Here is a 20,697-nt window from a genome sequence, read left to right on the forward strand (position 1 = left end):
TAAAGAGCGTTCGTTACCCGTTTGCCTTTCGGCGAATCTTACGGTAACGCGGGAGGCAGATAATACGCTTTCCCGCTGAAGAGTCAAGAGTTTCTTTGGTTTCTTTCGAAGTCAAAATCATTCTTTTCGCTTCCTGACCCGGCGAAGTATGTTTCGTTGTTCCCGGTCAGTGGAGGCGCATTATAGGGAGTTCCTGACAGCCTGCAACCCCTAATTTGAAAAAACTTTTCAACCGCGTTTTATTTCAACGATTTGCCGTGATAAACGGCATTATTGCTATTTTTTGTACTGTAGCGCCAAGAAATCCTGAGAAAAACTGCTTACCTGTTGCCAATCCGTATATTCAACTTCTTTACTGGTATCCGTTTCGCCGCCCGTCATACGCATAATAAGTTGAATCATCACCCGATCTATCCAGCGATAACGGGGATAACGCAAAGCGCCCGCAAATACCGTACATAGCGTTGGCTGCCACGGGGTACTGAGTAAGAACTTACGCACATAGGCATTGGTTTGCGGGGATCGCTTTTCCGGCTTGCGTGCTGTCAGATTCACTGCAAAGAACGCACTCGGCATCTGATTAAGTTGTTCAACGTGTTTGTTGACGAATTTACTCAATACTGGGCTGAAGTGCCCATAACGCACCGACGCACCAATCATGACTTGCTGGTATTGATTCAGATCGATTTGCCCTACCTGCGATAAGTCCTGTATTTCACAGGTAGCTGCCGCTGATAACTGTTTAGCTATATAAGAAGCAATAGTCTGTGTTTGGCCATCTCGGCTGGAGTAAAGAATCAGAACTTTCATTGCAATGTTCCTTATGCAGAATTACTCACGCCAGAATGTTGGAGTGAATAGAACCAGCAGGGTGAAAACTTCTAACCGACCAAATAGCATGGTGATCACCAATATCCACTTGGCGGCCGGATTCATCGACGTGAAGTTATCAGCTACCACCCCCAGACCAGGGCCAAGGTTATTCAGCGTCGCAGTCACCGCCGCGAAAGCAGAGAACTCATCAACACCGGTCGCGATAATAGCCAGCATGCTAATAATAAATACCAGAGCATACGCGGAGAAGAATCCCCAGACCGCTTCCAGGATTCGTTCCGGCAGCGCCCGCCGCCCCAATTTGATGGTATAAACCGCATTCGGGTGGACCAGTCGCTTTAACTCACGCGAACCTTGCAGGTAGAGCAACAGAATACGGATAACTTTCAGGCCGCCACCGGTTGAGCCCGCACAACCACCAATAAACGCAGAACATAGTAAGAGTATCGGCAGGAACAACGGCCATTTTGAAATACTGTCAGTGGTGAAACCCGCAGTAGTAGCCATTGATACTACTTGGAAAAATGCCTGATTTATCGTCTCCAGACCGGATTTATAGACATTATGATACCAAAGCACCAAGGTACACACGGCGACCAGTGTCAATTGGACAAAGATAAACATACGGAATTCAGGGTCACGCCAATAAACTTTTAAACTGCGCCCACTCAATACCGCGAAGTGCAAACCAAAGTTACAACCGGAAATCAGCAAGAAGATAGCGATAATGGTGTTAATAGTTGGACTGTTGAAGTAACCGATACTGGCGTCATGGGTCGAGAAGCCGCCAATCGCAATTGTCGAGAAGCTGTGGGAGATGGCATCAAATACCGACATCCCTGCCCCCCATAAAGACAGCGCGCAAGCAATGGTCAGTAAGACATAGATAAGCCACAGGGTTTTAGCCGTCTCCGCAATGCGGGGCCGCATTTTATTATCTTTCAATGGGCCAGGCATTTCCGCCCGATAGAGCTGCATTCCCCCGACCCCCAAGATAGGCAGGATAGCCACTGCTAACACGATTATCCCCATACCGCCGAGCCATTGCAGCATTTGGCGATAAAATAGAATGGCTTTAGGCAGTGAATCTAACCCTACTAATGTGGTCGCGCCAGTAGTAGTCAGCCCGGAGAATGATTCAAAGAATGCATCCGTTAATGAAAGATTAGGCCGCTCTGAGAATAAGAAAGGTAATGCCCCTACACTGCCCAGCACCGTCCAGAACAGAACCACGATGAGAAAGCCCTCACGAGGCTTTAACTCATGCTTCTGTTTTCGGTTCGGCAACCAAAGAAAGAGGCCGATTGCCAGAGCAACAAAAAAGGTTTCGCTGAAGGCACGGCCGGCACCATCACGATAGATCAATGCCACCAGTCCGGGAATAAACATTGTTCCAGAGAATAAGATGACCAGCAGACCAACAATACGGGTTATGGCACGAAAATGCATTCCGGCACGTTCCTTAGCAATTCACTTGGATGGGGATTATTGCGAAATGGGCGTCAATTGCAACGTACCACGACTGAGATCACGCAATTTGTCCCCGGTCTGACTGGCTTGAGTTGCTGGCAAAGAGAGATGAAGCGTTACGAATTGTGCGTACTCACTCCGTATAATCTGGCCTTCAACCTGCTGTAACAAGGTTTCTACTATGGCAAGCTGCCCATAGTCACACTGCAAAGTATATTCTACCTGTGGGACTTTATATTTTACTTCGATCTGTTTTAACGCTTGTTGAACACCGCTACCATAAGCCCTTACTAACCCACCAGTACCGAGTTTGATGCCACCATAATAGCGCACAACTACTGCGGTTATCTCACCAATACCACTCCCCATCAGTTGAGCCAAGATAGGTTTACCCGCAGTACCTGAGGGTTCACCATCATCAGAAAAACCTAATTGCTGCGAATCCGTCGGCTTACCGGCAACAAAAGCCCAGCAATGATGCCGGGCGGTGGGATGCTGCTGCTTAACCTGCTGAACAAAATCTTTCGCTTCACTCACCCCGCTGGTATGGGCCAGCAAGGTGATAAAACGACTTTTTTTGATCTCTTCGCTGATAGTCACCGGACTTGCAGGGATTAGATAAGGCTGCATCAGGCCAGTTTCAGGTCACGTGTCATGTTCTCAACCCGGTTATCGTGAATAACGATATTATCTTCTATACGAATACCGCCGTAAGGCTTCAGCGCATCAATACGTTCCCAATTGAAATACTTGCTGAACTCACCGTTACGCCAAGGTGCCAGCAGAGATTCGATGAAGTACAGACCCGGCTCAATAGTCAGTACCATACGCGGTTGTAAAATACGCGTACAACGCAAGTAAGGGTATTTGGATGGTGCGCCAAGATGGGTGCCTTTATCATCTTGCATAAAACCAGCAGTATCATGCACTTGTAGCCCAAGAGGGTGGCCTAACCCGTGCGGCAGGAATGGGCAGGTAATGCCTTGTTCGACCATGGCCTCTTCACTGATACCGGTAACCAGATGATGCGTACGCAATAACTTCGCAATGCGCTGATGCATCTGGATATGGTAATCGGTATAGCGCTCACCACTTTTAATGGTTTTGATCAGTTCAAGCTGCTCGGTATTAAGGTCATTAACCAACGCGGCAAAATCGCTATCACTGTTTGCGGCGTAAGTGCGAGTCAGATCTGCGGCATAACCGTTATATTCCGCACCGGCATCCATCAAGAAACTACGCATTTCTGCCGGAGGCTGATGTTGGAACGTGGTGTAATGAAGTACCGCCGAGTGTTCATTCAGCGCAACAATATTATCGTAAGGGACATCAGTATCACGATGACCGGTAGCCATCAGATAGGCCAGATTGATATCGAACTCACTCATACCGGACTGGAACGCTTCATGTGCTGCACGATGGCCGACAACTGCCGTCTTTTGTGCTTCACGCATACAAGCCAGTTCATAATCCGTTTTATAAGAACGATAGAAATGCAGGTAATCCAATACTGGTTGCGGGTTAATGTTTTCAGCACTAAACCCCAGCGCCTGCGCACGTTGTTGGGCATAACCGATATAGGCCACACGCTCCCGTTGCACCGGTAATTGCTGAGCAATATCATCTGCATTGGCTAATGGCTGGATATCGATAGCCTTGGTCCAGAAGCTATCTGGTAATGGCTCAACACTGTGCCAATAATCAACTGGGGAATAAAACCATAATTTTGGTGTATTAACCCCATCGACCCATAACCAACAGTTTGGTACTTGAGTGACCGGCACCCAAGCTTTGAACTGCGCATTGGCTTTAAAAGGATAGTCACGGTCATCGAGAAAAATACGTTGTAACTCACCGGAATGAATCAGTAAAGCGTCTAACTGATGGCGTTCCAGCACATCGCGGGTGCGCTGTTGTAGAGTGGATAAATGTTCGTTATATAAAGAAGCCAGCGTTTCCATCACAGTACCCTTTGCTATTAGAACTTAATTTTTTTCATCTTATCATAGTCGCCAGAATCATGTTTTAGCGACCGCTTATCTGCCTATCAAATACATTATCCGCCCCCAAAACTGAATATTTCCCCCTCCAATCCACTGCGAATAAATATGATAGAAATCAATTACCCCATCTGAATGACTGTGATCTTCACTGCAAAAAATCAATCTCTTATTTGCAATTCGTTAACAAAATATCCACACTTCCTGAATATCTGGTCATACCAGATCACATGCGCTTATTCAGGAGATAGATATGCTCTACCAAAGCGAAACACTACAGCTTCACTGGTTGGAAAACGGCATTGCCGAGTTGGTGTTTGATGCACCGGGTTCAGTAAATAAGCTGGATACTAAAACTGTAGCCAATCTGGGTGAAGCCCTAACGGTGTTAGAGAAACAAAGCGAACTCAAAGGGTTGCTGTTGCGCTCCGCCAAAGCGGCCTTTATCGTCGGTGCCGATATCACCGAGTTTTTATCCCTGTTTAATGCCCCACCAGAAAAGCTGCACCAGTGGTTGGTTTTTGCTAATGATATTTTCAACCGTCTGGAAGATTTACCGGTTCCGACCATTTCTGCGATCAATGGATATGCATTAGGTGGTGGCTGTGAATGTATTCTGGCCACAGATTTCCGTGTTGCCTCGCCAGAAACACGGATCGGTCTGCCGGAAACCAAGTTGGGCATCATGCCAGGCTTTGGCGGCTCCGTGCGATTACCACGTTTGTTAGGGGCGGACAGTGCATTAGAAATTATTGCCGCAGGCAAAGATGTGAATGCCGCTGAAGCATTAAAAATTGGTTTGGTTGATGCCGTTGTCGCCCCCGAAAAACTGGCCGATGCCGCCCTAATCATGCTGAAACAGGCGATTGACGGCAAGCTGAACTGGAAAGCCGCGCGTCAGCCGAAACTTGACCCACTGAAACTCAATTCAACTGAAGCGACCATGTGCTTTACCATTGCTAAAGGCATGGTGATGCAAGTCGCCGGGAAGCACTACCCAGCACCACTGGTTGCAGTAAAAACCATCGAAGCGGCCGCTAAACTTGGCCGAGCTGAAGCATTGAAACTGGAAACCAACAGTTTTGTCCCGTTGGCGGGTTCCAATGAAGCGCGCGCGTTAGTTGGGATATTCCTCAACGACCAATTTGTGAAAGGGCAGGCGAAAAAACTGTCGAAAGGTGCTAGTGCACCGAAACAAGCAGCAGTTTTGGGCGCCGGGATTATGGGGGGTGGGATTGCCTATCAGTCAGCACTGAAAGGTGTGCCAGTCATTATGAAAGATATTAATGACAAATCCCTGACCCTGGGGATGAACGAAGCAGCCAAGTTACTGAATAAACAGTTGGAACGCGGCAAAGTGGATGGCCTGAAAATGGCAAACATTTTAGCGACTATCCAACCCACTCTGGATTACACCGGCATTGAGCGTGCTCAGGTCATTGTGGAAGCGGTAGTGGAAAATCCCAAAATCAAAGCTGCGGTGCTGGCAGAGGCTGAAGCACTGATCGGCGAAGATACGGTACTTGCTTCTAATACCTCTACAATCCCTATCGACCAACTCGCAAAATCACTTAAACGCCCTGAGAATTTCTGCGGTATGCACTTCTTCAACCCCGTGCACCGCATGCCGTTGGTTGAAATCATTCGTGGCAGCAAAACCTCAGATAAAACCATCGCTGCGGTGGTGGCATACGCCACACAAATGGGTAAAACACCAATAGTGGTTAATGATTGCCCAGGCTTCTTCGTTAACCGCGTGTTATTCCCTTATCTGGCTGGGTTTGGCATGTTGGTTAGAGACGGTGCTGACTTCCGCCAAATCGATAAAGTGATGGAAAAACAGTTTGGCTGGCCGATGGGACCAGCCTATCTGCTAGATGTCGTGGGTATTGATACCGCACACCATGCACAAGCCGTGATGGCCGTTGGCTTCCCTGATCGGATGAACAAAGATTATCGCGATGCGGTTGACGTGATGTTCGATAACCAACGATTTGGCCAAAAAAATGGCCAAGGCTTCTACCGCTATACCCAAGATGCAAAAGGTAAGCCGCGTAAAGAAAATGACGAAATTGTAGATAGCTTGCTGGCAACAGTTAGCCAACCGATTCAGAAGTTCAGTGACGACGATATTATTGCCCGCACCATGATACCGATGATCAATGAAGTGGTGCGATGCCTGGAAGAAGGCATTATTGCCAGCCCAGCCGAAGGTGATATGGCGTTGGTATATGGTCTTGGCTTCCCTCCTTTCCACGGGGGTGTGTTCCGTTATCTCGATACTATCGGCAGTACAAACTATGTCGAAATGGCCCAGCGCTATGCTCACCTTGGCGCGCTGTATCAAGTCCCCGTAGGGCTGAGAGCCAAAGCTGAACACAACGAAAGCTATTATCCTGTGGCAGCAGCGCTGCTTGATGTTTCTACCAGTCAACCGGCATGAGGCCTGAAAATATGGAAAATGTAGTCATTATTGATGCCGTCCGTACACCGATGGGCCGCTCCAAAGGGGGCGCATTCCGTCAGGTTCGGGCTGAAGATCTCTCCGCTCACTTAATGCGTGAGGTTCTGAGCCGTAATCCTGGGCTAAACGCGGCCGAAATTGACGATATCTATTGGGGTTGTGTACAGCAGACGTTGGAGCAGGGTTTTAACATCGCTCGCAATGCTTCTTTACTGGCAGAAATCCCCCATAGCGTACCGGCCGTTACTGTTAACCGCCTGTGTGGTTCATCAATGCAAGCTTTACATGATGGTGCCAGAGCCATCATGGTGGGTGATGCACAAATCAGTTTGATTGGTGGCGTAGAGCATATGGGTCATGTGCCAATGAATCACGGTGTGGACTTCCATCCAGGTATGGGCCGAACTGTGGCGAAAGCCGCCGGAATGATGGGATTAACTGCTGAAATGCTGGCAAAAATCTACAATATCAGTCGCCAATCTCAAGATGAATTTGCTGTTCGCTCTCACCAACGCGCTTATGCCGCGACTCAGGCGGGCCATTTTACCAGTGAGATTGTCGCCACCAATGGGCATGATGCTGATGGTATCCTGAAACGTTTTGATTTCGATGAAGTTATTCGCCCGGAAACTAATCTTGCAGGTTTGGCAGCATTGCGCCCAGCCTTTGATCCGGTCAATGGCACGGTGACTGCCGCAACATCATCTGCATTATCCGACGGTGCTTCTGCCATGCTTATCATGAGTGAATCCCGAGCTAAATCATTAGGTTTAAAACCGCGTGCCCGTATTCGCTCAATGGCCGTGGTGGGTTGCGATCCATCAACCATGGGTTATGGCCCCGTGCCCGCTAGCCAATTGGCATTAAAACGTGCCGGGCTAACCTTGGAAGATATTGGTTTATTTGAATTAAACGAAGCGTTTGCAGCTCAGTCGCTGGCTTGCCTGAAAGGGNTGGGTCTGCTGGAAAGCATGGATGACAAAGTGAACCTGAATGGTGGCGCTATTGCATTAGGCCATCCACTGGGTTGTTCAGGTGCTCGTATCTCTACCACCTTACTTAATCTGATGGAACGCCGTGACGTGCAGTTCGGTTTGGCAACCATGTGTATCGGTTTAGGCCAAGGCATTGCGACCATTTTTGAACGCGTATAACCTCCAAACGAATTAACCTAAAAAATATTAAGGGCCTGAATACAGGCCCTTATAACCGCTGTACCTGGTGTTTAGTTGCCGTTTTCCCGCCTGTCAGGGGCGGGCTTTTTTTATCCGCGATACAAACAACAATATGGATAAAATCTTAATATACCCAAAATAATTCAAGTTGCATGAAGGCAGCTAACACCGATGCAGCTTCAAATATGACCGGTAAATTAGATAAAGGCGAAAGCATCACCATAGATATGCGCTTCCTGAGCGCCGCGCTCAGCACAAAAACGCTCACGAGCAATTTTAGCCATTTCAAAACGGCCAGCGATATAGATATCTTGCTCAGCAAGAGAGCCATAGTCTTGTAATACAGCACTCAATACCGTTCCTGTGCGGCCACGCCACCCATCTTCCGGCTGCTCTACCACTGGGATAACTTTCAACTGTGGATACTTAATTGACAGCGCTTCCAGCTCGTTTAGATCATATAAATGCACGGCTTCGCGCCCCCCCCAATAAACAGACACTTCACGGTCAGGTTGCTCGGCTAACGCCACCAATAAAATTGAACGCACATAGGAAAAACCAGTGCCGCCAGCAATCAGGACCAATGGACGTTCACTGCCCTCACGGAACCATGCATCTCCGTGAGGAATATCCACATCCAGCGTTTTCTCTTTCAGAATACGGTCCATCACTGCCATGGCGTACAGATTCAGTTCCGACGCCCCGATATGCAGCTCGATAAAGTCTTGCTGCAACGGCGTGGATGCCATAGAGAATGGGCGCTTATCACGCTCGTCCATTACTACCATCAAATACTGCCCAGCACGGAAAGAAAACGCAGATGCAGGCACCAATTGCACCCGGTACACCGTATCGGTAATGGCCTCTACGGAGGTTACTTTACAGCTTAAAGTTGTCATGCCTTCCCTCTGTCGGGTCATCAAATGCAAAACCAAGGACAAAATCGACGCCGGTTAGCGTTTCGTCTCTTTGTCACTGAAAATGGCGAGCTCATCCCAAATAGCATCAATACGGGCGCGAACGTCTTCATCCATTTTAATTGGACGCCCCCATTCACGCGAAGTCTCAGCAGGCCACTTATTGGTGGCATCCAGCCCCATTTTCGATCCTAAACCGGAAACCGGTGAAGCGAAATCCAAATAATCTATTGGTGTATTTTCAATCAACACCGTATCGCGGGATGGGTCCATTCGGGTCGTAATTGCCCAAATGACATCATTCCAATCACGAGCATTAATATCATCATCACAAACAATAACAAATTTTGTATACATAAACTGACGTAAAAACGACCAAACCCCCATCATTACGCGTTTAGCATGCCCTGCATATTGTTTCTTGATGGTTACAACAGCCAGCCGGTATGAGCACCCCTCGGGCGGAAGATAGAAATCAACAATTTCCGGGAATTGCTTTTGTAAAATAGGAACAAACACTTCATTCAGCGCAACCCCCATCACCGCAGGTTCATCCGGTGGACGACCCGTATAAGTGGAATGGTAAATTGCATCTTTGCGCTGAGTAATATGTGTGACCGTAAAAACAGGGAAGCTATCTACCTCATTATAATAACCCGTATGGTCACCATAAGGGCCTTCTGGCGCCATATCACCCTGCTCAATATATCCTTCCAATACAATTTCTGCACTCGCAGGAACTTCAAGTGAGTTGGAAAGGCACTTTACGACCTCTGTTTTATGCCCGCGCAACAAACCGGCAAAAGCATATTCAGACAGCGTATCGGGGACCGGGGTTACCGCAGCCAGAATAGTCGCAGGATCTGCGCCCAAGGCGACGGCGACGGGGAAACGTTCACCAGGGTGTGCTTCACACCACTCTTGATAGTCCAAAGCGCCGCCACGATGGGATAACCAGCGCATAATTAATCTGTTTTTACCCAACACTTGTTGGCGGTAGATACCCAGGTTTTGCCGCTCTTTATGCGGGCCACGCGTAATAGTCAGCCCCCACGATACTAACGGAGCTGCATCCTCAGGCCAGCAATGCATAACTGGAATGCGGCTAAGATCGACATCATCGCCCTGCCAAACTTGCTCCTGACAAGGAGCCGAACTCAAGCATTTCGTTGGCATATTCAACACTTGCTTAAATTTCGGCAGTTTATCGAATAAATCACGGAAACCTTTCGGCGGATCCGGCTCTTTCAGGAAAGCCAACAACTTGCCAACATCTCGCAGTGCGCTGACATCTTCTTGCCCCATGCCCATGGCAACCCGTTTGGCCGTGCCAAACAAGTTACACAATACGGGCATTGTGTAACCCTTAGGATTTTCAAACAGTAATGCAGGCCCACCAGCACGTAAGGTACGGTCGGCAATTTCTGTCATTTCCAGATAGGGATCAATGGGCTGGCTAATACGTTTAAGTTCACCCCTCTGTTCCAGCAACGAGAGGAAGTCACGTAAGTCACGGTATTTCATGCTGATCATTTCGGCGGCTATGTGATGCGCCATTATAGGCTGTCTTTATAACAGTTGCTGTCTTTTTGTTAAAAATGAATACAGGCTCACTCAAAAAAATATCATGCTGCAATTTATCGCTAATTATCATCAGTACAAATATGATTTTGTCGATATAAAATAGACTAAATCTTTGTATAACAAACTATATATCCTGAACTGATGTATTCTTCCTCTCTATATATATCCTTCTACTTTTGTTATGCTGCCAAGTAGTACTTAAAGGCATGTGAAATTATGAAACACTGGCATTTATTATATTGTAAACGTGGTCAGCTTTTGCGCGCCAAGGAACATTTAGAGCGGCAAACTGTGGATTGCTGGACACCGATAGTGACTATCGAAAAGATAGTGCGAGGGAAACGCACTGAGGCGACTGAGCCCTTATTCCCTAACTATCTGTTTGTGGAGTTCGATCCTGAACATATTCACACCACAACAATCAGCGCAACGCGTGGTGTAAGCCACTTCGTCCGTTTTGGCGCACAACCCGCGGTGATCCCAGCAATTGTTATTGCCGAGATGCAATCTCATACAACGGATAAAATCATTGATCCAGAGGTGCCGGTTCCAGGCGATATCGTGACGATCACTGAGGGTGTTTTTGCTGGGTTACAGGCGATTTATACTGAACCAGACGGTGAAGCGCGCTCAATGTTGTTACTGAACATGCTTAATAGCCAGGTGATGCAAAGTTTGGATAATCGTCAATTCGAAAAGCAATAATATATCTGCCAAGGTAGGCACGCTCGGTACCTACCTCATCAACAACCATCCCGTGGCTTAACGTTGCATATGATCGTCATATAACCATTGTGCGACTTGCTTGGCGAAATAAGTTAATACCCCATCAGCACCGGCACGCTTAAAGCACAACAGAGACTCCATAACGGTTGGTTTCTCTTGCAACCAGCCATTCTGGAAGGCAGCCATATGCATAGCATATTCGCCTGACACCTGATAGGCGAAGGTCGGCACACCAAAGGTATCTTTCACCCTACGTACCACATCCAAATATGGCATCCCCGGCTTAACCATTACCATATCAGCACCTTCCTGCAAGTCCTGAGCAATCTCTTGTAAAGCCTCATCACTATTGGCCGGGTCCATCTGATAGGTTTTCTTATTCCCACCTTTCAGATTACTGCTAGAGCCAATGGCATCACGGAATGGGCCATAGTAGCAAGACGCATATTTCGCTGAATAGGCCATAATTTGCGTATTCACCAACCCTTGTAGCTCTAGTTGAGAGCGCACTGCACCGATGCGTCCATCCATCATGTCGCTTGGCGCGACAATCTCGGCACCAGCCTCGGCGTGTGATAACGCCTGACGGACTAAAATCTCTTTAGTTATGTCATTAATGACATAACCATCGGTATCAATTACCCCATCTTGCCCGTGGGTTGTATAAGGATCGAGAGCAACATCAGTAAGGATACCTAACTCTGGTACTGCGTCCTTTAACGCACGCACGGTTCTTTGTACCAAGCCATTCGGATTATAGGCTTCTTCGGCATGTAATGATTTCAAGCTAGATTCAATCACTGGAAACAGCGATATGACCGGCACACCTAGCTTAGCTATGGCCTCAGCTTCTTTCACTAGCAGATCGATCGTCATACGTGAAACACCCGGCATTGACGGGACGGCTTGCTGCTGGTTGGTCCCCTCCATAACAAACACCGGATAGATCAGGTCATGGACTGTCAGCTGATTCTCTGCGACCAGACGACGACTGAAATCATGACGGCGCACACGGCGCATACGGCGACCAGGGAAGGTGCCCGGAAATGCATAGCTCATCTTGTTCTCCTAACTCAAACCAACCGGAAAATCCGGCGGGCGTTTTCATCAGTTTTCTGCCCCAGCCATTTAGGGTCTTCTTGTCGCCAGACAGCAACCTGCTGGACGATATGGGGTAGAAAGCAGGGTTCATTGCGGCGGGATGCCGGCTTAGGATGTAAATCCCTTGGCAATAAATAGGGGGCATCTGTTTCTAGCAACAATTGCTGAACAGGAATACGTGGCAGTAACGCCCGTAGCTCAAGACCACGACGCTCATCGCACACCCAACCGGTAATACCAATAGATAAGCCTAATGCCAGACAAGAGTCCAACTCATCAGCCGTGCCAGTAAAACAATGCACAACCGCAGCGGGGAGTTTATCTAGCCAAGGCGCAAGCAAGGCAATGAAACGTTCGTGAGCATCGCGGCAATGTAAAAACACCGGCAGTTCGAGTTCGGCAGCCAGCGCCAGTTGTGCAGTAAATGCGACTTCTTGTGCTACTGGAGTAGAGAAATTGCGGTTAAAATCCAGTCCGCATTCACCAATAGCGACTACTGCAGCATTCGCGGCTAATAATCTGATTTGCTGTTCAACATCTATTTGCCAACAACTCGCCTGATGGGGATGAACACCCGCAGTTGACCAGCAGTAGCCAGGATAGGCAAGGGTAAGCTCCAGTGCTGCCTGGCTTTCTTCAGCATCCGTACCCGTAATAAGCATACCGGTAACTGCAGCATTTTTGGCTCTGTTGACCACTTGATCGTAATCTTTGGCAAATTGCGCGCTGGTTAAATTCACACCAATATCAAACATGAGCGTTCCAAAACAGAAGCCGCCTCAAAGGGCGGCTAAAATATCCAGGCATATACCCACAGATTTAAGGCACTTTCGGATGGCTATCCGCTCCTTCATCCTCTTCGTCAATATCTACCCGGCGTTGCTTACCCGTATAAAAACGAGCAAAGAACACCCCAACCTCAAATAGCAGATACATCGGGATCGCCAATAATGTCTGAGACAGCACATCAGGCGGGGTGAGAAGCATGCCGACAACAAAAGCGCCGACAAATACATAAGGGCGTTTTTTCTTCAATGCCTCGGGCGTTGTAACCCCTGCCCAGCACAATAGAATTATCGCAATTGGGACTTCAAAAGAAATACCAAAAGCCATAAAGAGCGCCATAACAAAATCAAGGTATTTAGTGATATCCGTGGCAATCAGCACGCTTTCCGGTGCTGTTTTGGCAAAAAAACCAAAAGCTAACGGGAAAACCACAAAGTAAGCAAATGCCATACCCAGATAAAACAATAGGCTGCTGGAGATAAGCAGCGGCACCATCAGACGGCGTTCATGCTTATATAACGCTGGGGCAATGAAAGCCCACACCTGATAAAGGATCATCGGTGCGGAAACAAACACCGAGACCATCATGGTCAATTTAATCGGGGTAAAGAAAGGCGATGCAACATCTGTTGCGATCATACTGGCACCGGCGGGCAACTGTTTGATTAACGGTGCTGATACCAAGTGATAAATATCATTGGCAAAAAATACCAATACCAGAAAAACCACCAAAATAGTGATTATGCAATTCAATAGCCGCTTACGCAGTTCTATCAAATGAGTGATTAGGGGTTGGGTATCATCAACAGCCATGTTTACCGATCGCCGCCAGGTTGGTGAGTTCGAGGTTGTTCAGTACTGAATGAATCAGTGCTATGGGAGTCAGTTGCGGTAGTTTGGGCCTTGGTTACGGATGGATTCGTAACAGTCACAAGATCCCCGGCTACAGTAGGAATAGGCTTAACAGATTCCTCAACCTGAACTACGGGTTTCTCAACGCCAGCAGGCTCAGTTTCAACAGTTGGTTTAATTGTCACCAACGCGCCCGCATTATCGACATCAGGAATTTGCGGTGATGCCGAAACTTGAGTTGCGGACTCCGCAGGCGTAACACCATCATGAATCGCTTCCGGTTCAGTCACCAGCGGATTATGGATAGTATGCGGTGCCTGGGAGCTAACGTCTGAGTGATAAGAACGTTTCAGCGCTTCTGCGGCTTCCTTAAGTTCATCCATCGAAGCTTTCAACTCCGGTGTCAGATTCTGCAAGCCAGCCTGTTCTGCTTTTTTCAGGCTGTCTTGCAACTCTTGAATCTTAAGTTCTTGTGCCAACTCGTTTTGTACGGTTGCCGCCAGTGAACGTAGTGTACGAATCCAACCGGCAACCGTTCTGACAGCAACCGGTAATCTTTCCGGCCCAAGCACGACTAGGCCGATCACAAGTACCAGCAGCAGTTCACTAAACCCGATGTCGAACACAGCTTATCCCTGCTCTTTGTCGTGACTCTTAGACTCTTCAGCTTTAACTACCGGCTGCTGTTTTTCAGTAATCGATTTTGCAAAATCAGCATCATTGCTGGTTTTATCAGTGTTAGTTGGAGGAGTCTGTGGATCATCACCAATTGCCTTTTTAAAGCCTTTGATGGATGCACCCAAGTCTGACCCTAAAGTCCGCAGTTTGTTAGTGCCAAACAGCAGAACGACAATCACGGCAATGATTAACAACTGCCAAATACTTATACCGCCCATCACATTCACCTCTATATTACAGGGGTTATTCCACAGAGGGCCGCATTATACGTCATACTGCCTCTTTGGATACTAATCTAACTTACCGCATTTTGAACTCGCGCATAGCGTTTTTAACTGATGAATGACTTCTTGAACAACTTTTACATAACACTCATACATAACGCCCAAGCTATGCTCTCGCCCATTAACCGGCACTCTTAGCAATAAACAAATTAACTGGTTCGTCGCCAACCGATAAACCAAGCCAATACGCCTGCGATAATACACCCCGTAGAGATTTCTACCGCATCCGCCAAAAATAAAATGGTACCACTGACTAATAGTGTAGCGCCAACACCGAACAAATACCGTGACTGACCCTGACGTTGTTGCTGACCTTGCATCTGGGTGGTTAGTTTATCAACACTTTGCTGTAATAATTTATGTTGCTGCAAGCTGTCGTAAACCAATTCCGGCAACTCAGGGAATTTTTCTGCCCAAAAAGGCGCCTTTTCTTTCAATGCCCGGATAACAGCAGGCAGACCGACTTGATCCCGTAGCCAGCTTTCCAGGAACGGTTTCGCTGTTGTCCAGAGATCAAGCTGAGGATATAACTGACGACCCAAGCCTTCGACATACAATAAGGTTTTTTGTAGCAGAACCAACTGTGGCTGCACTTCCATATTAAAGCGGCGCGCAGTGTTAAAGAGATTCAACAACACATGTCCAAACGATATTTCGGCCAGTGGTTTTTCAAAAATGGGTTCACAAACGGTGCGAATAGCGAACTCAAAATCCTCAACATTGGTATCACGGGGAACCCAGCCTGAATCAACATGCAGTTCCGCAACCCGCCGATAATCCCTATTAAAGAAAGCAATAAAGTTTTCAGCCAGATAGCGCTTATCTGCTTTGTTCAGTGAGCCTACAATACCGCAGTCAATACCGATGTAAAGTGGATCATGAGGATGCTCATAGCTGACAAAAATATTCCCCGGATGCATATCTGCATGGAAAAAACTGTCACGAAAAACTTGGGTGAAGAAGACTTGAACCCCACGTTCGGCCAGCAACTTCATATTGGTACCTTGGCTTTCTAAAGCCGTAATATCAGATACCGGAATGCCGTAAATACGCTCCATCACCAATACACTTTCCCGGCAATAATCGGAATAGACTTCGGGAATATAAAGCATTGGGCTGTCTTCAAAATTACGACGTAATTGAATAGCATTAGCTGCCTCACGCAGCAGGTTCAGCTCATCAAGCAGGGTTTTTTCGTATTCACGCACCACTTCGCGTGGTCGTAATCTACGTCCATCAGGCAACAACTTAGGTACCCAGCCAGCCAGCCGGTACATCAAGCGCACATCTGCTTTGATAATCGGCAAGATATCAGGGCGAATCACTTTTAGGACCACTTCCTGACCGTTCTCTTTTAAACGCGCCGTATGTACCTGAGCAATTGAAGCGGAAGCTAAAGCTTGCTGATCAAAATCGTCAAACCAGGTTTCTAATGGCCCACCCATTGCTATTTCAATATACTTTCGTGCGAGTGCGCCATCAAATGAAGCAACCCGGTCTTGTAATAGGGCAAGTTGATCGGCAATTTCCGGTGGGAAGAGATCACGGCGAGTGGACATCATCTGACCAAATTTGATCCAGACTGGTCCTAATTCTTGTAAGGCAAGGCGTAAACGCTCACCCAATGGCTTATCTTTATGTCGATTCGGCAACCAGAAAAACAGATGACGGCCAATACGTAGTGGTAACGTCAAACGGATATTCGGGATTAACTCATCTAACCCGTAGCTCAAGAAAACCCGAATAATTAGATACAGGCGCCGAAGTTCTCCTGGCGTCATTATTTTTTCTCCATGGTTGCCAATCTGGCATTCAATGCCTCAGTTGCACGGGCTGTGGCATCAACCTCTTCGTTAAACCACACCACTTCCAGCGGTGCTGGAGCCACTTTCCATTCTTCGGTTATTGCTTCAGCCAGATAGTGTTGTTGCTGCTGCAATTGCCCACTCAGAAAATAGCTACTTTTATGCGCAACCTGCCCGATGGTTTCCGCGGCAATATCACCGATGTAGGGCGCCAGCCACTCAGCCGGATCCCACTCAGCAAGATCCAAAAGCGCGACAACTTGCTGAACCACTTGTATATCGCCTTCAACAATCAGTTTACCGCTACGCATCAAAGGTGAAAGTTGCTGGCGATCCCGCAGTTTTGCCAACACAGCAACTTCCGTTTTAACTATGCAATCCGCATCACCATCCCATTGACTTAACACATCAACCTGCCGTTCACTAAATACCAGCAGCAAAGGAAAATTGATCTCACGTAACTCGATCCGCAGGACTTTCCCTACCAAGCGTAAACGTGCAGCCTTCATGCTTTTATCGCGAAACAGCACACTGTTTAATGATGTTTCTATCGCAGCAGTAATGAGTTGCGACAGCAACATAGGTTTCAGTGAGAAGGTTTTAGATATCAGTGATTTTAGCGGCATAGCCATATTCCTGTTAAAACTTAAAGCCCCGATGTAACGCAACAATGCCACCGGTTAAATTGGAATAGGTTACGTTTTCAAACCCAGCATCTACCATCATGCCTTTCAGCGTTTCTTGATCAGGGTGCATCCGAATAGACTCCGCTAAATAACGGTAACTTTCAGAGTCCTGGGCCACAAGTTCGCCAATCTTGGGCAAAATATGGAAGGAATAAGCATCGTAGGCTTTGCTCAAAGGTTCCAGAAGTGGTTTGGAGAATTCGAGAACCAACAAACGACCACCGGGCTTTAATACCCGAAACATAGAGCGTAAGGCTTTTTCTTTTTCGGTTACATTTCTCAGGCCAAATGAAATGGTAATACAATCAAAGTAATTATCAGGGAAAGGTAAAGCCTCAGCATTAGCCTGCACATAACTGACATTACCTACAATACCTTTGTCACGTAGCTTTTCTCTACCCATACGCAACATCGATTCATTGATATCAGCCAGAACCACTTCACCCTGCTCACCCACAAGGCGAGAGAACTTGGCCGTTAAATCTCCGGTGCCACCCGCCAGATCTAATACCCGTTGACCGCGCCGAACACCACTACAGTCAATGGTAAAACGCTTCCAAATACGGTGAACACCGAACGACATCAGGTCATTCATCAGATCGTATTTGGCGGCTACGGAATGAAAAACTTCTGCCACCATGCCTTCTTTCTGTTCTTTGGCTACGGTGCGGAAACCAAAATGAGTGGTTTCCTTCTCCTGATCTACCATTTTCTGTGCCTGCTTTTCAGTCAATCTTTCGAGGAAGTGTACCAGAACTCCGATGAAAGCCCCACCTCACCTGGTATTAAGGTAACTGCTTATTCGCAGTATTCTCAACATCATACAGAAGAGGACCATGCAACTAACCCTGATACTTCAGCGGTGCTGAATCATTTATATCCTTCTTACACAAAACTACAGCGGCATTAGCAGCTCTCATCCGCGTCACTGATTATAAGCTAACTCAGCGGTGCCACTCATGTTGCCTTACTGCAATCCTGATTGCTTTGGATATGTCTCTGACTCAGCATCATCAGATAGCGCTAAATCGCCTTCTGGTTGATGCTCAGCGCTGGCTCTTTCTGCCAGTAATGGGCTAATAGGCCGTTTTACCTCGACCCCCAGAGTACGAAAACTTTCTACTTGCCCAATCAGGTTACCACGGCCTTGCGACAGTTTGTTCATTGCCTGACGATAACTTAGGTGCGCTTTATCGAGGCTTTGCCCCAACGACTCCATATCATCAACAAATAAGCGCAACTTGTCATAGAGTTTGGCTGCCCTATCGGCAATACGCTGTGCATTCTGGCTTTGATGCTCGTAACGCCATAAATTAGTAATCGTCCGCAAAGCCACCAGCAATGTTGTCGGGCTAACCAACATAATATTGTGCTGTAGTGCTTCACTTATCAACTCTGGCTGGCGATCAATGGCCACCAGAAATGCAGGTTCCACCGGAATAAACATCAATACATAATCAAGCGACCGCAACCCTGGAAGTTGTTGGTAATCCTTACGGCCTAACATTCTAATATGGGCGCGTAGCGATGATAAATGTTCATTGAGTGCTACTTCCCGCTCTGCGTCATCTTCGCTATTAAAATAGCGCTCATATGCAACCAACGACATTTTAGCGTCAATCACCACATCTTTACCCTGTGGTAAGCGCACAATGACATCTGGCTGCATACGACTGTTGCTATCAAGCTTTACACTTACCTGAGTTTGATACTCATAACCTTCACGCAGCCCAGAAGCTTCAAGCACTTTAGCCAGAACGACTTCCCCCCAGTTCCCCTGCGTTTTATTATCACCTTTCAGTGCTTTAGTCAGGTTTAGTGCTTCTCGCGCCATTTGAGCATTCAATTGTTGCAGACTGCGTATTTCATGGGTCAGCGTGTGGCGCTCTCTGGCTTCCTGTCCAAAGCTATCCTGAACCTGACGGCGGAAACCATCCAACTGTTCCCGTAAAGGCAGTAATAAGCGGTCCAGACTTTGTTTATTTTGTTCGTCCGCACGACGGCCAGTTTGTTCAAAGATGCGGTTCGCCAGATTTTCGAATTGTGTGGTCAGCCGCTGTTCACTGTTAATGAGGAGTCGCTGTTTTTCCTCGCCAGTCAGACGCGTTTCTTCCAAACGGATAGTGACTTCGCGCAGTTCCGCCTCTTGGGCGCTATTAACTTCTCTTTGAGCACGGAGTTCTTGATTGAGTTGATCACATTCATTACGCCAATGAGCTAACTGTTGCAGTTTTTCAGCATTTGCTGCCAATTGACTGTGCAAACTACGTTGTTCCAATTCATCTTGCCGTAATTGCTGCTCATTGCGCTGTAAAGCAGTTTGTAGCTCGACAATATTCTGCTGCGCCTGCTGTAAGGACTGCTCTAGTAATCGCCGTTCTATATCCTGTTGCGCTTTATTCCGTTGCTGGTACAAGCTGGCAATTAGCCAACCAATAAGTCCACCGATAAGTCCACCGATAAGGCAGCCTGCCAGCCCATAAAATAAACTGATATCCACGGTTATCTCCCCATTAACCTATTGTCAGTCAAGGTAAGGGGATACTGTATGGATGTCCAGAGTGTTTTTCCGTTACATGCTATCTTGCGAAGCTGTGCGCATAAATAACACACAGTCCAAAAAACGCTCACCTTGCGACCCAAAATAGGTTAAAACAGCTATCCATTGACGAACGGCGAGCCACTTACGTACTTAATCTATCCAGTGAGATAGCCATTGAATGCCGAACGCGCCCGGAGCCAGAATACCGAAGGCCCAAATTAGAGCGGAAGTGATGTTGGCTAACTGAAAATAGAACTTTGGCATAGCACAGATCCCGGCAACCAAAGGAACAACTGCGCGTAGTGGGCCAAAGAAGCGGCCAATAAACGCGCCAAAGAATCCCCAACGCTCAAAGAATGCATGGCCACGAACGAGTAACTGAGGATTGCGGGAAAGTGGCCACAAAGTGCCTACTCGGTCTTTGTAATGGACACCAATCCAATAAGAGAGCCAATCGCCAAAGAAAGCACCGGCCGCAGCAGCGGCCCAAATTGGCCAGAAAGAGATACCACTTTCACCGATAAGCGCCCCCAATCCGAGCAAGATGACCGTTGCAGGTAGCAGTAAAGAAAGAAAAGCTAGCGACTCACCAAAAGCCAGGATAAAGACGATAGGAATGGCCCATGCTTCGTGTTCACGAACAAAATCGATAATGATAGTAATGACATCATTCAGGGTCACATGCATTTTCCTGTTAGCAACATAGTTGCTATTAGCATACCCAATGTGTCGTGATCTTTGTTTAACAAAAAATAAACGGCCGGAAGATTCCGACCGTTTATAGACTCAAGAT

Annotated in this window: 19 protein-coding genes; 3 read left to right on the plus strand and 16 right to left on the minus strand. The window is 47.4% G+C overall.

Features of this window, described 5'->3' with window-relative positions; translation table 11 throughout:
* Positions 1-276: 276 nt before the first annotated feature.
* From hemG to pepQ, 4 genes are read right to left on the minus strand one after another with little or no spacing between them, the layout of a single operon-like run.
* Entirely contained in the window at positions 277-810 is a 534-nt protein-coding gene (gene hemG, locus V1952_RS04240; protein ID WP_083162034.1) for a menaquinone-dependent protoporphyrinogen IX dehydrogenase, read from the minus strand.
* A gap of 21 nt (positions 811-831) precedes the next feature.
* Positions 832-2,283: a Trk system potassium transporter TrkH gene (gene trkH / locus V1952_RS04245; RefSeq protein ID WP_083162032.1), complete on the minus strand. Its 1,452-nt coding sequence runs from the start codon at positions 2,281-2,283 to the stop codon at positions 832-834.
* A gap of 36 nt (positions 2,284-2,319) precedes the next feature.
* On the minus strand, positions 2,320-2,934 hold the full coding sequence (locus V1952_RS04250; protein WP_420071157.1) for an IMPACT family protein: 615 nt from the start codon (positions 2,932-2,934) through the stop codon (positions 2,320-2,322).
* Complete coding sequence (pepQ, locus tag V1952_RS04255; protein ID WP_420071158.1) at positions 2,934-4,265, minus strand: Xaa-Pro dipeptidase; 1,332 nt, start codon at positions 4,263-4,265, stop codon at positions 2,934-2,936. Before pepQ ends, V1952_RS04250 begins: the two co-directional genes overlap by 1 nt.
* 292 nt (positions 4,266-4,557) lie before the next feature.
* Here pepQ and fadB point away from each other — a divergent pair, with 292 nt between their 5' ends.
* Positions 4,558-6,747 (plus strand): fatty acid oxidation complex subunit alpha FadB, encoded by a 2,190-nt coding sequence (fadB, locus tag V1952_RS04260; protein WP_420071159.1) that lies wholly within the window; start codon positions 4,558-4,560, stop codon positions 6,745-6,747.
* Between the two features lie 11 nt (positions 6,748-6,758).
* A complete protein-coding gene (fadA, locus tag V1952_RS04265) occupies positions 6,759-7,922 on the plus strand; it encodes an acetyl-CoA C-acyltransferase FadA (RefSeq protein WP_420074352.1) in 1,164 nt (387 codons plus the stop codon).
* A 218-nt stretch (positions 7,923-8,140) separates the two neighbouring features.
* Here the strand turns inward: fadA and fre are convergent, their stop codons facing one another.
* Both fre and ubiD read right to left on the minus strand, forming a co-directional pair.
* Positions 8,141-8,842: an NAD(P)H-flavin reductase gene (fre, locus tag V1952_RS04270; RefSeq protein ID WP_420074353.1), complete on the minus strand. Its 702-nt coding sequence runs from the start codon at positions 8,840-8,842 to the stop codon at positions 8,141-8,143.
* Between the two features lie 54 nt (positions 8,843-8,896).
* On the minus strand, positions 8,897-10,393 hold the full coding sequence (ubiD, locus tag V1952_RS04275; protein WP_372560665.1) for a 4-hydroxy-3-polyprenylbenzoate decarboxylase: 1,497 nt from the start codon (positions 10,391-10,393) through the stop codon (positions 8,897-8,899).
* 267 nt (positions 10,394-10,660) lie between these two features.
* On the opposite strand from ubiD, the gene rfaH reads away from it, so the two are divergent.
* Positions 10,661-11,149 carry a transcription/translation regulatory transformer protein RfaH gene (gene rfaH, locus V1952_RS04280; RefSeq protein WP_372560026.1) on the plus strand — a complete coding sequence of 163 codons (489 nt, stop codon included), beginning with the start codon at positions 10,661-10,663 and terminating at the stop codon, positions 11,147-11,149.
* A 57-nt stretch (positions 11,150-11,206) separates the two neighbouring features.
* Here rfaH and hemB read toward each other — a convergent pair whose 3' ends face one another.
* From hemB to V1952_RS04330, 10 genes are all read right to left on the minus strand, one after another.
* Entirely contained in the window at positions 11,207-12,229 is a 1,023-nt protein-coding gene (gene hemB / locus V1952_RS04285; protein ID WP_420074354.1) for a porphobilinogen synthase, read from the minus strand.
* A gap of 14 nt (positions 12,230-12,243) precedes the next feature.
* A complete protein-coding gene (gene tatD / locus V1952_RS04290) occupies positions 12,244-13,026 on the minus strand; it encodes a 3'-5' ssDNA/RNA exonuclease TatD (RefSeq protein WP_083162016.1) in 783 nt (260 codons plus the stop codon).
* A gap of 64 nt (positions 13,027-13,090) precedes the next feature.
* Positions 13,091-13,870 carry a Sec-independent protein translocase subunit TatC gene (gene tatC, locus V1952_RS04295; protein WP_420074355.1) on the minus strand — a complete coding sequence of 260 codons (780 nt, stop codon included), beginning with the start codon at positions 13,868-13,870 and terminating at the stop codon, positions 13,091-13,093.
* Positions 13,871-13,872: 2 nt separating this feature from the next.
* The gene (gene tatB / locus V1952_RS04300; RefSeq protein WP_420071162.1) at positions 13,873-14,535 is read right to left on the minus strand and encodes a Sec-independent protein translocase protein TatB; all 663 of its coding nucleotides are present in this window, start codon (positions 14,533-14,535) and stop codon (positions 13,873-13,875) included.
* 3 nt (positions 14,536-14,538) lie between these two features.
* The gene (tatA, locus tag V1952_RS04305; protein WP_083162010.1) at positions 14,539-14,805 is read right to left on the minus strand and encodes a Sec-independent protein translocase subunit TatA; all 267 of its coding nucleotides are present in this window, start codon (positions 14,803-14,805) and stop codon (positions 14,539-14,541) included.
* Positions 14,806-15,020: 215 nt separating this feature from the next.
* Positions 15,021-16,652, minus strand: a complete 1,632-nt coding sequence (gene ubiB, locus V1952_RS04310) for a ubiquinone biosynthesis regulatory protein kinase UbiB (RefSeq protein WP_372560029.1) — start codon at positions 16,650-16,652, stop codon at positions 15,021-15,023.
* Positions 16,652-17,302, minus strand: coding sequence for a ubiquinone biosynthesis protein UbiJ (gene ubiJ, locus V1952_RS04315; RefSeq protein ID WP_372560030.1), 651 nt, complete (start codon positions 17,300-17,302; stop codon positions 16,652-16,654). The genes ubiB and ubiJ overlap by 1 nt, the downstream gene beginning before the upstream one ends.
* A gap of 13 nt (positions 17,303-17,315) precedes the next feature.
* A complete protein-coding gene (gene ubiE, locus V1952_RS04320) occupies positions 17,316-18,071 on the minus strand; it encodes a bifunctional demethylmenaquinone methyltransferase/2-methoxy-6-polyprenyl-1,4-benzoquinol methylase UbiE (protein ID WP_083162004.1) in 756 nt (251 codons plus the stop codon).
* A 258-nt stretch (positions 18,072-18,329) separates the two neighbouring features.
* Positions 18,330-19,862 carry a DNA recombination protein RmuC gene (gene rmuC, locus V1952_RS04325; RefSeq protein WP_420074356.1) on the minus strand — a complete coding sequence of 511 codons (1,533 nt, stop codon included), beginning with the start codon at positions 19,860-19,862 and terminating at the stop codon, positions 18,330-18,332.
* Positions 19,863-20,054: 192 nt separating this feature from the next.
* Positions 20,055-20,585 (minus strand): DedA family protein, encoded by a 531-nt coding sequence (locus V1952_RS04330; RefSeq protein ID WP_372560032.1) that lies wholly within the window; start codon positions 20,583-20,585, stop codon positions 20,055-20,057.
* Positions 20,586-20,697 lie beyond the last annotated feature (112 nt).

It is taken from the genome of Yersinia sp. 2542 StPb PI (assembly GCF_048593855.1).
Lineage (GTDB): Bacteria > Pseudomonadota > Gammaproteobacteria > Enterobacterales > Enterobacteriaceae > Yersinia > Yersinia enterocolitica_E.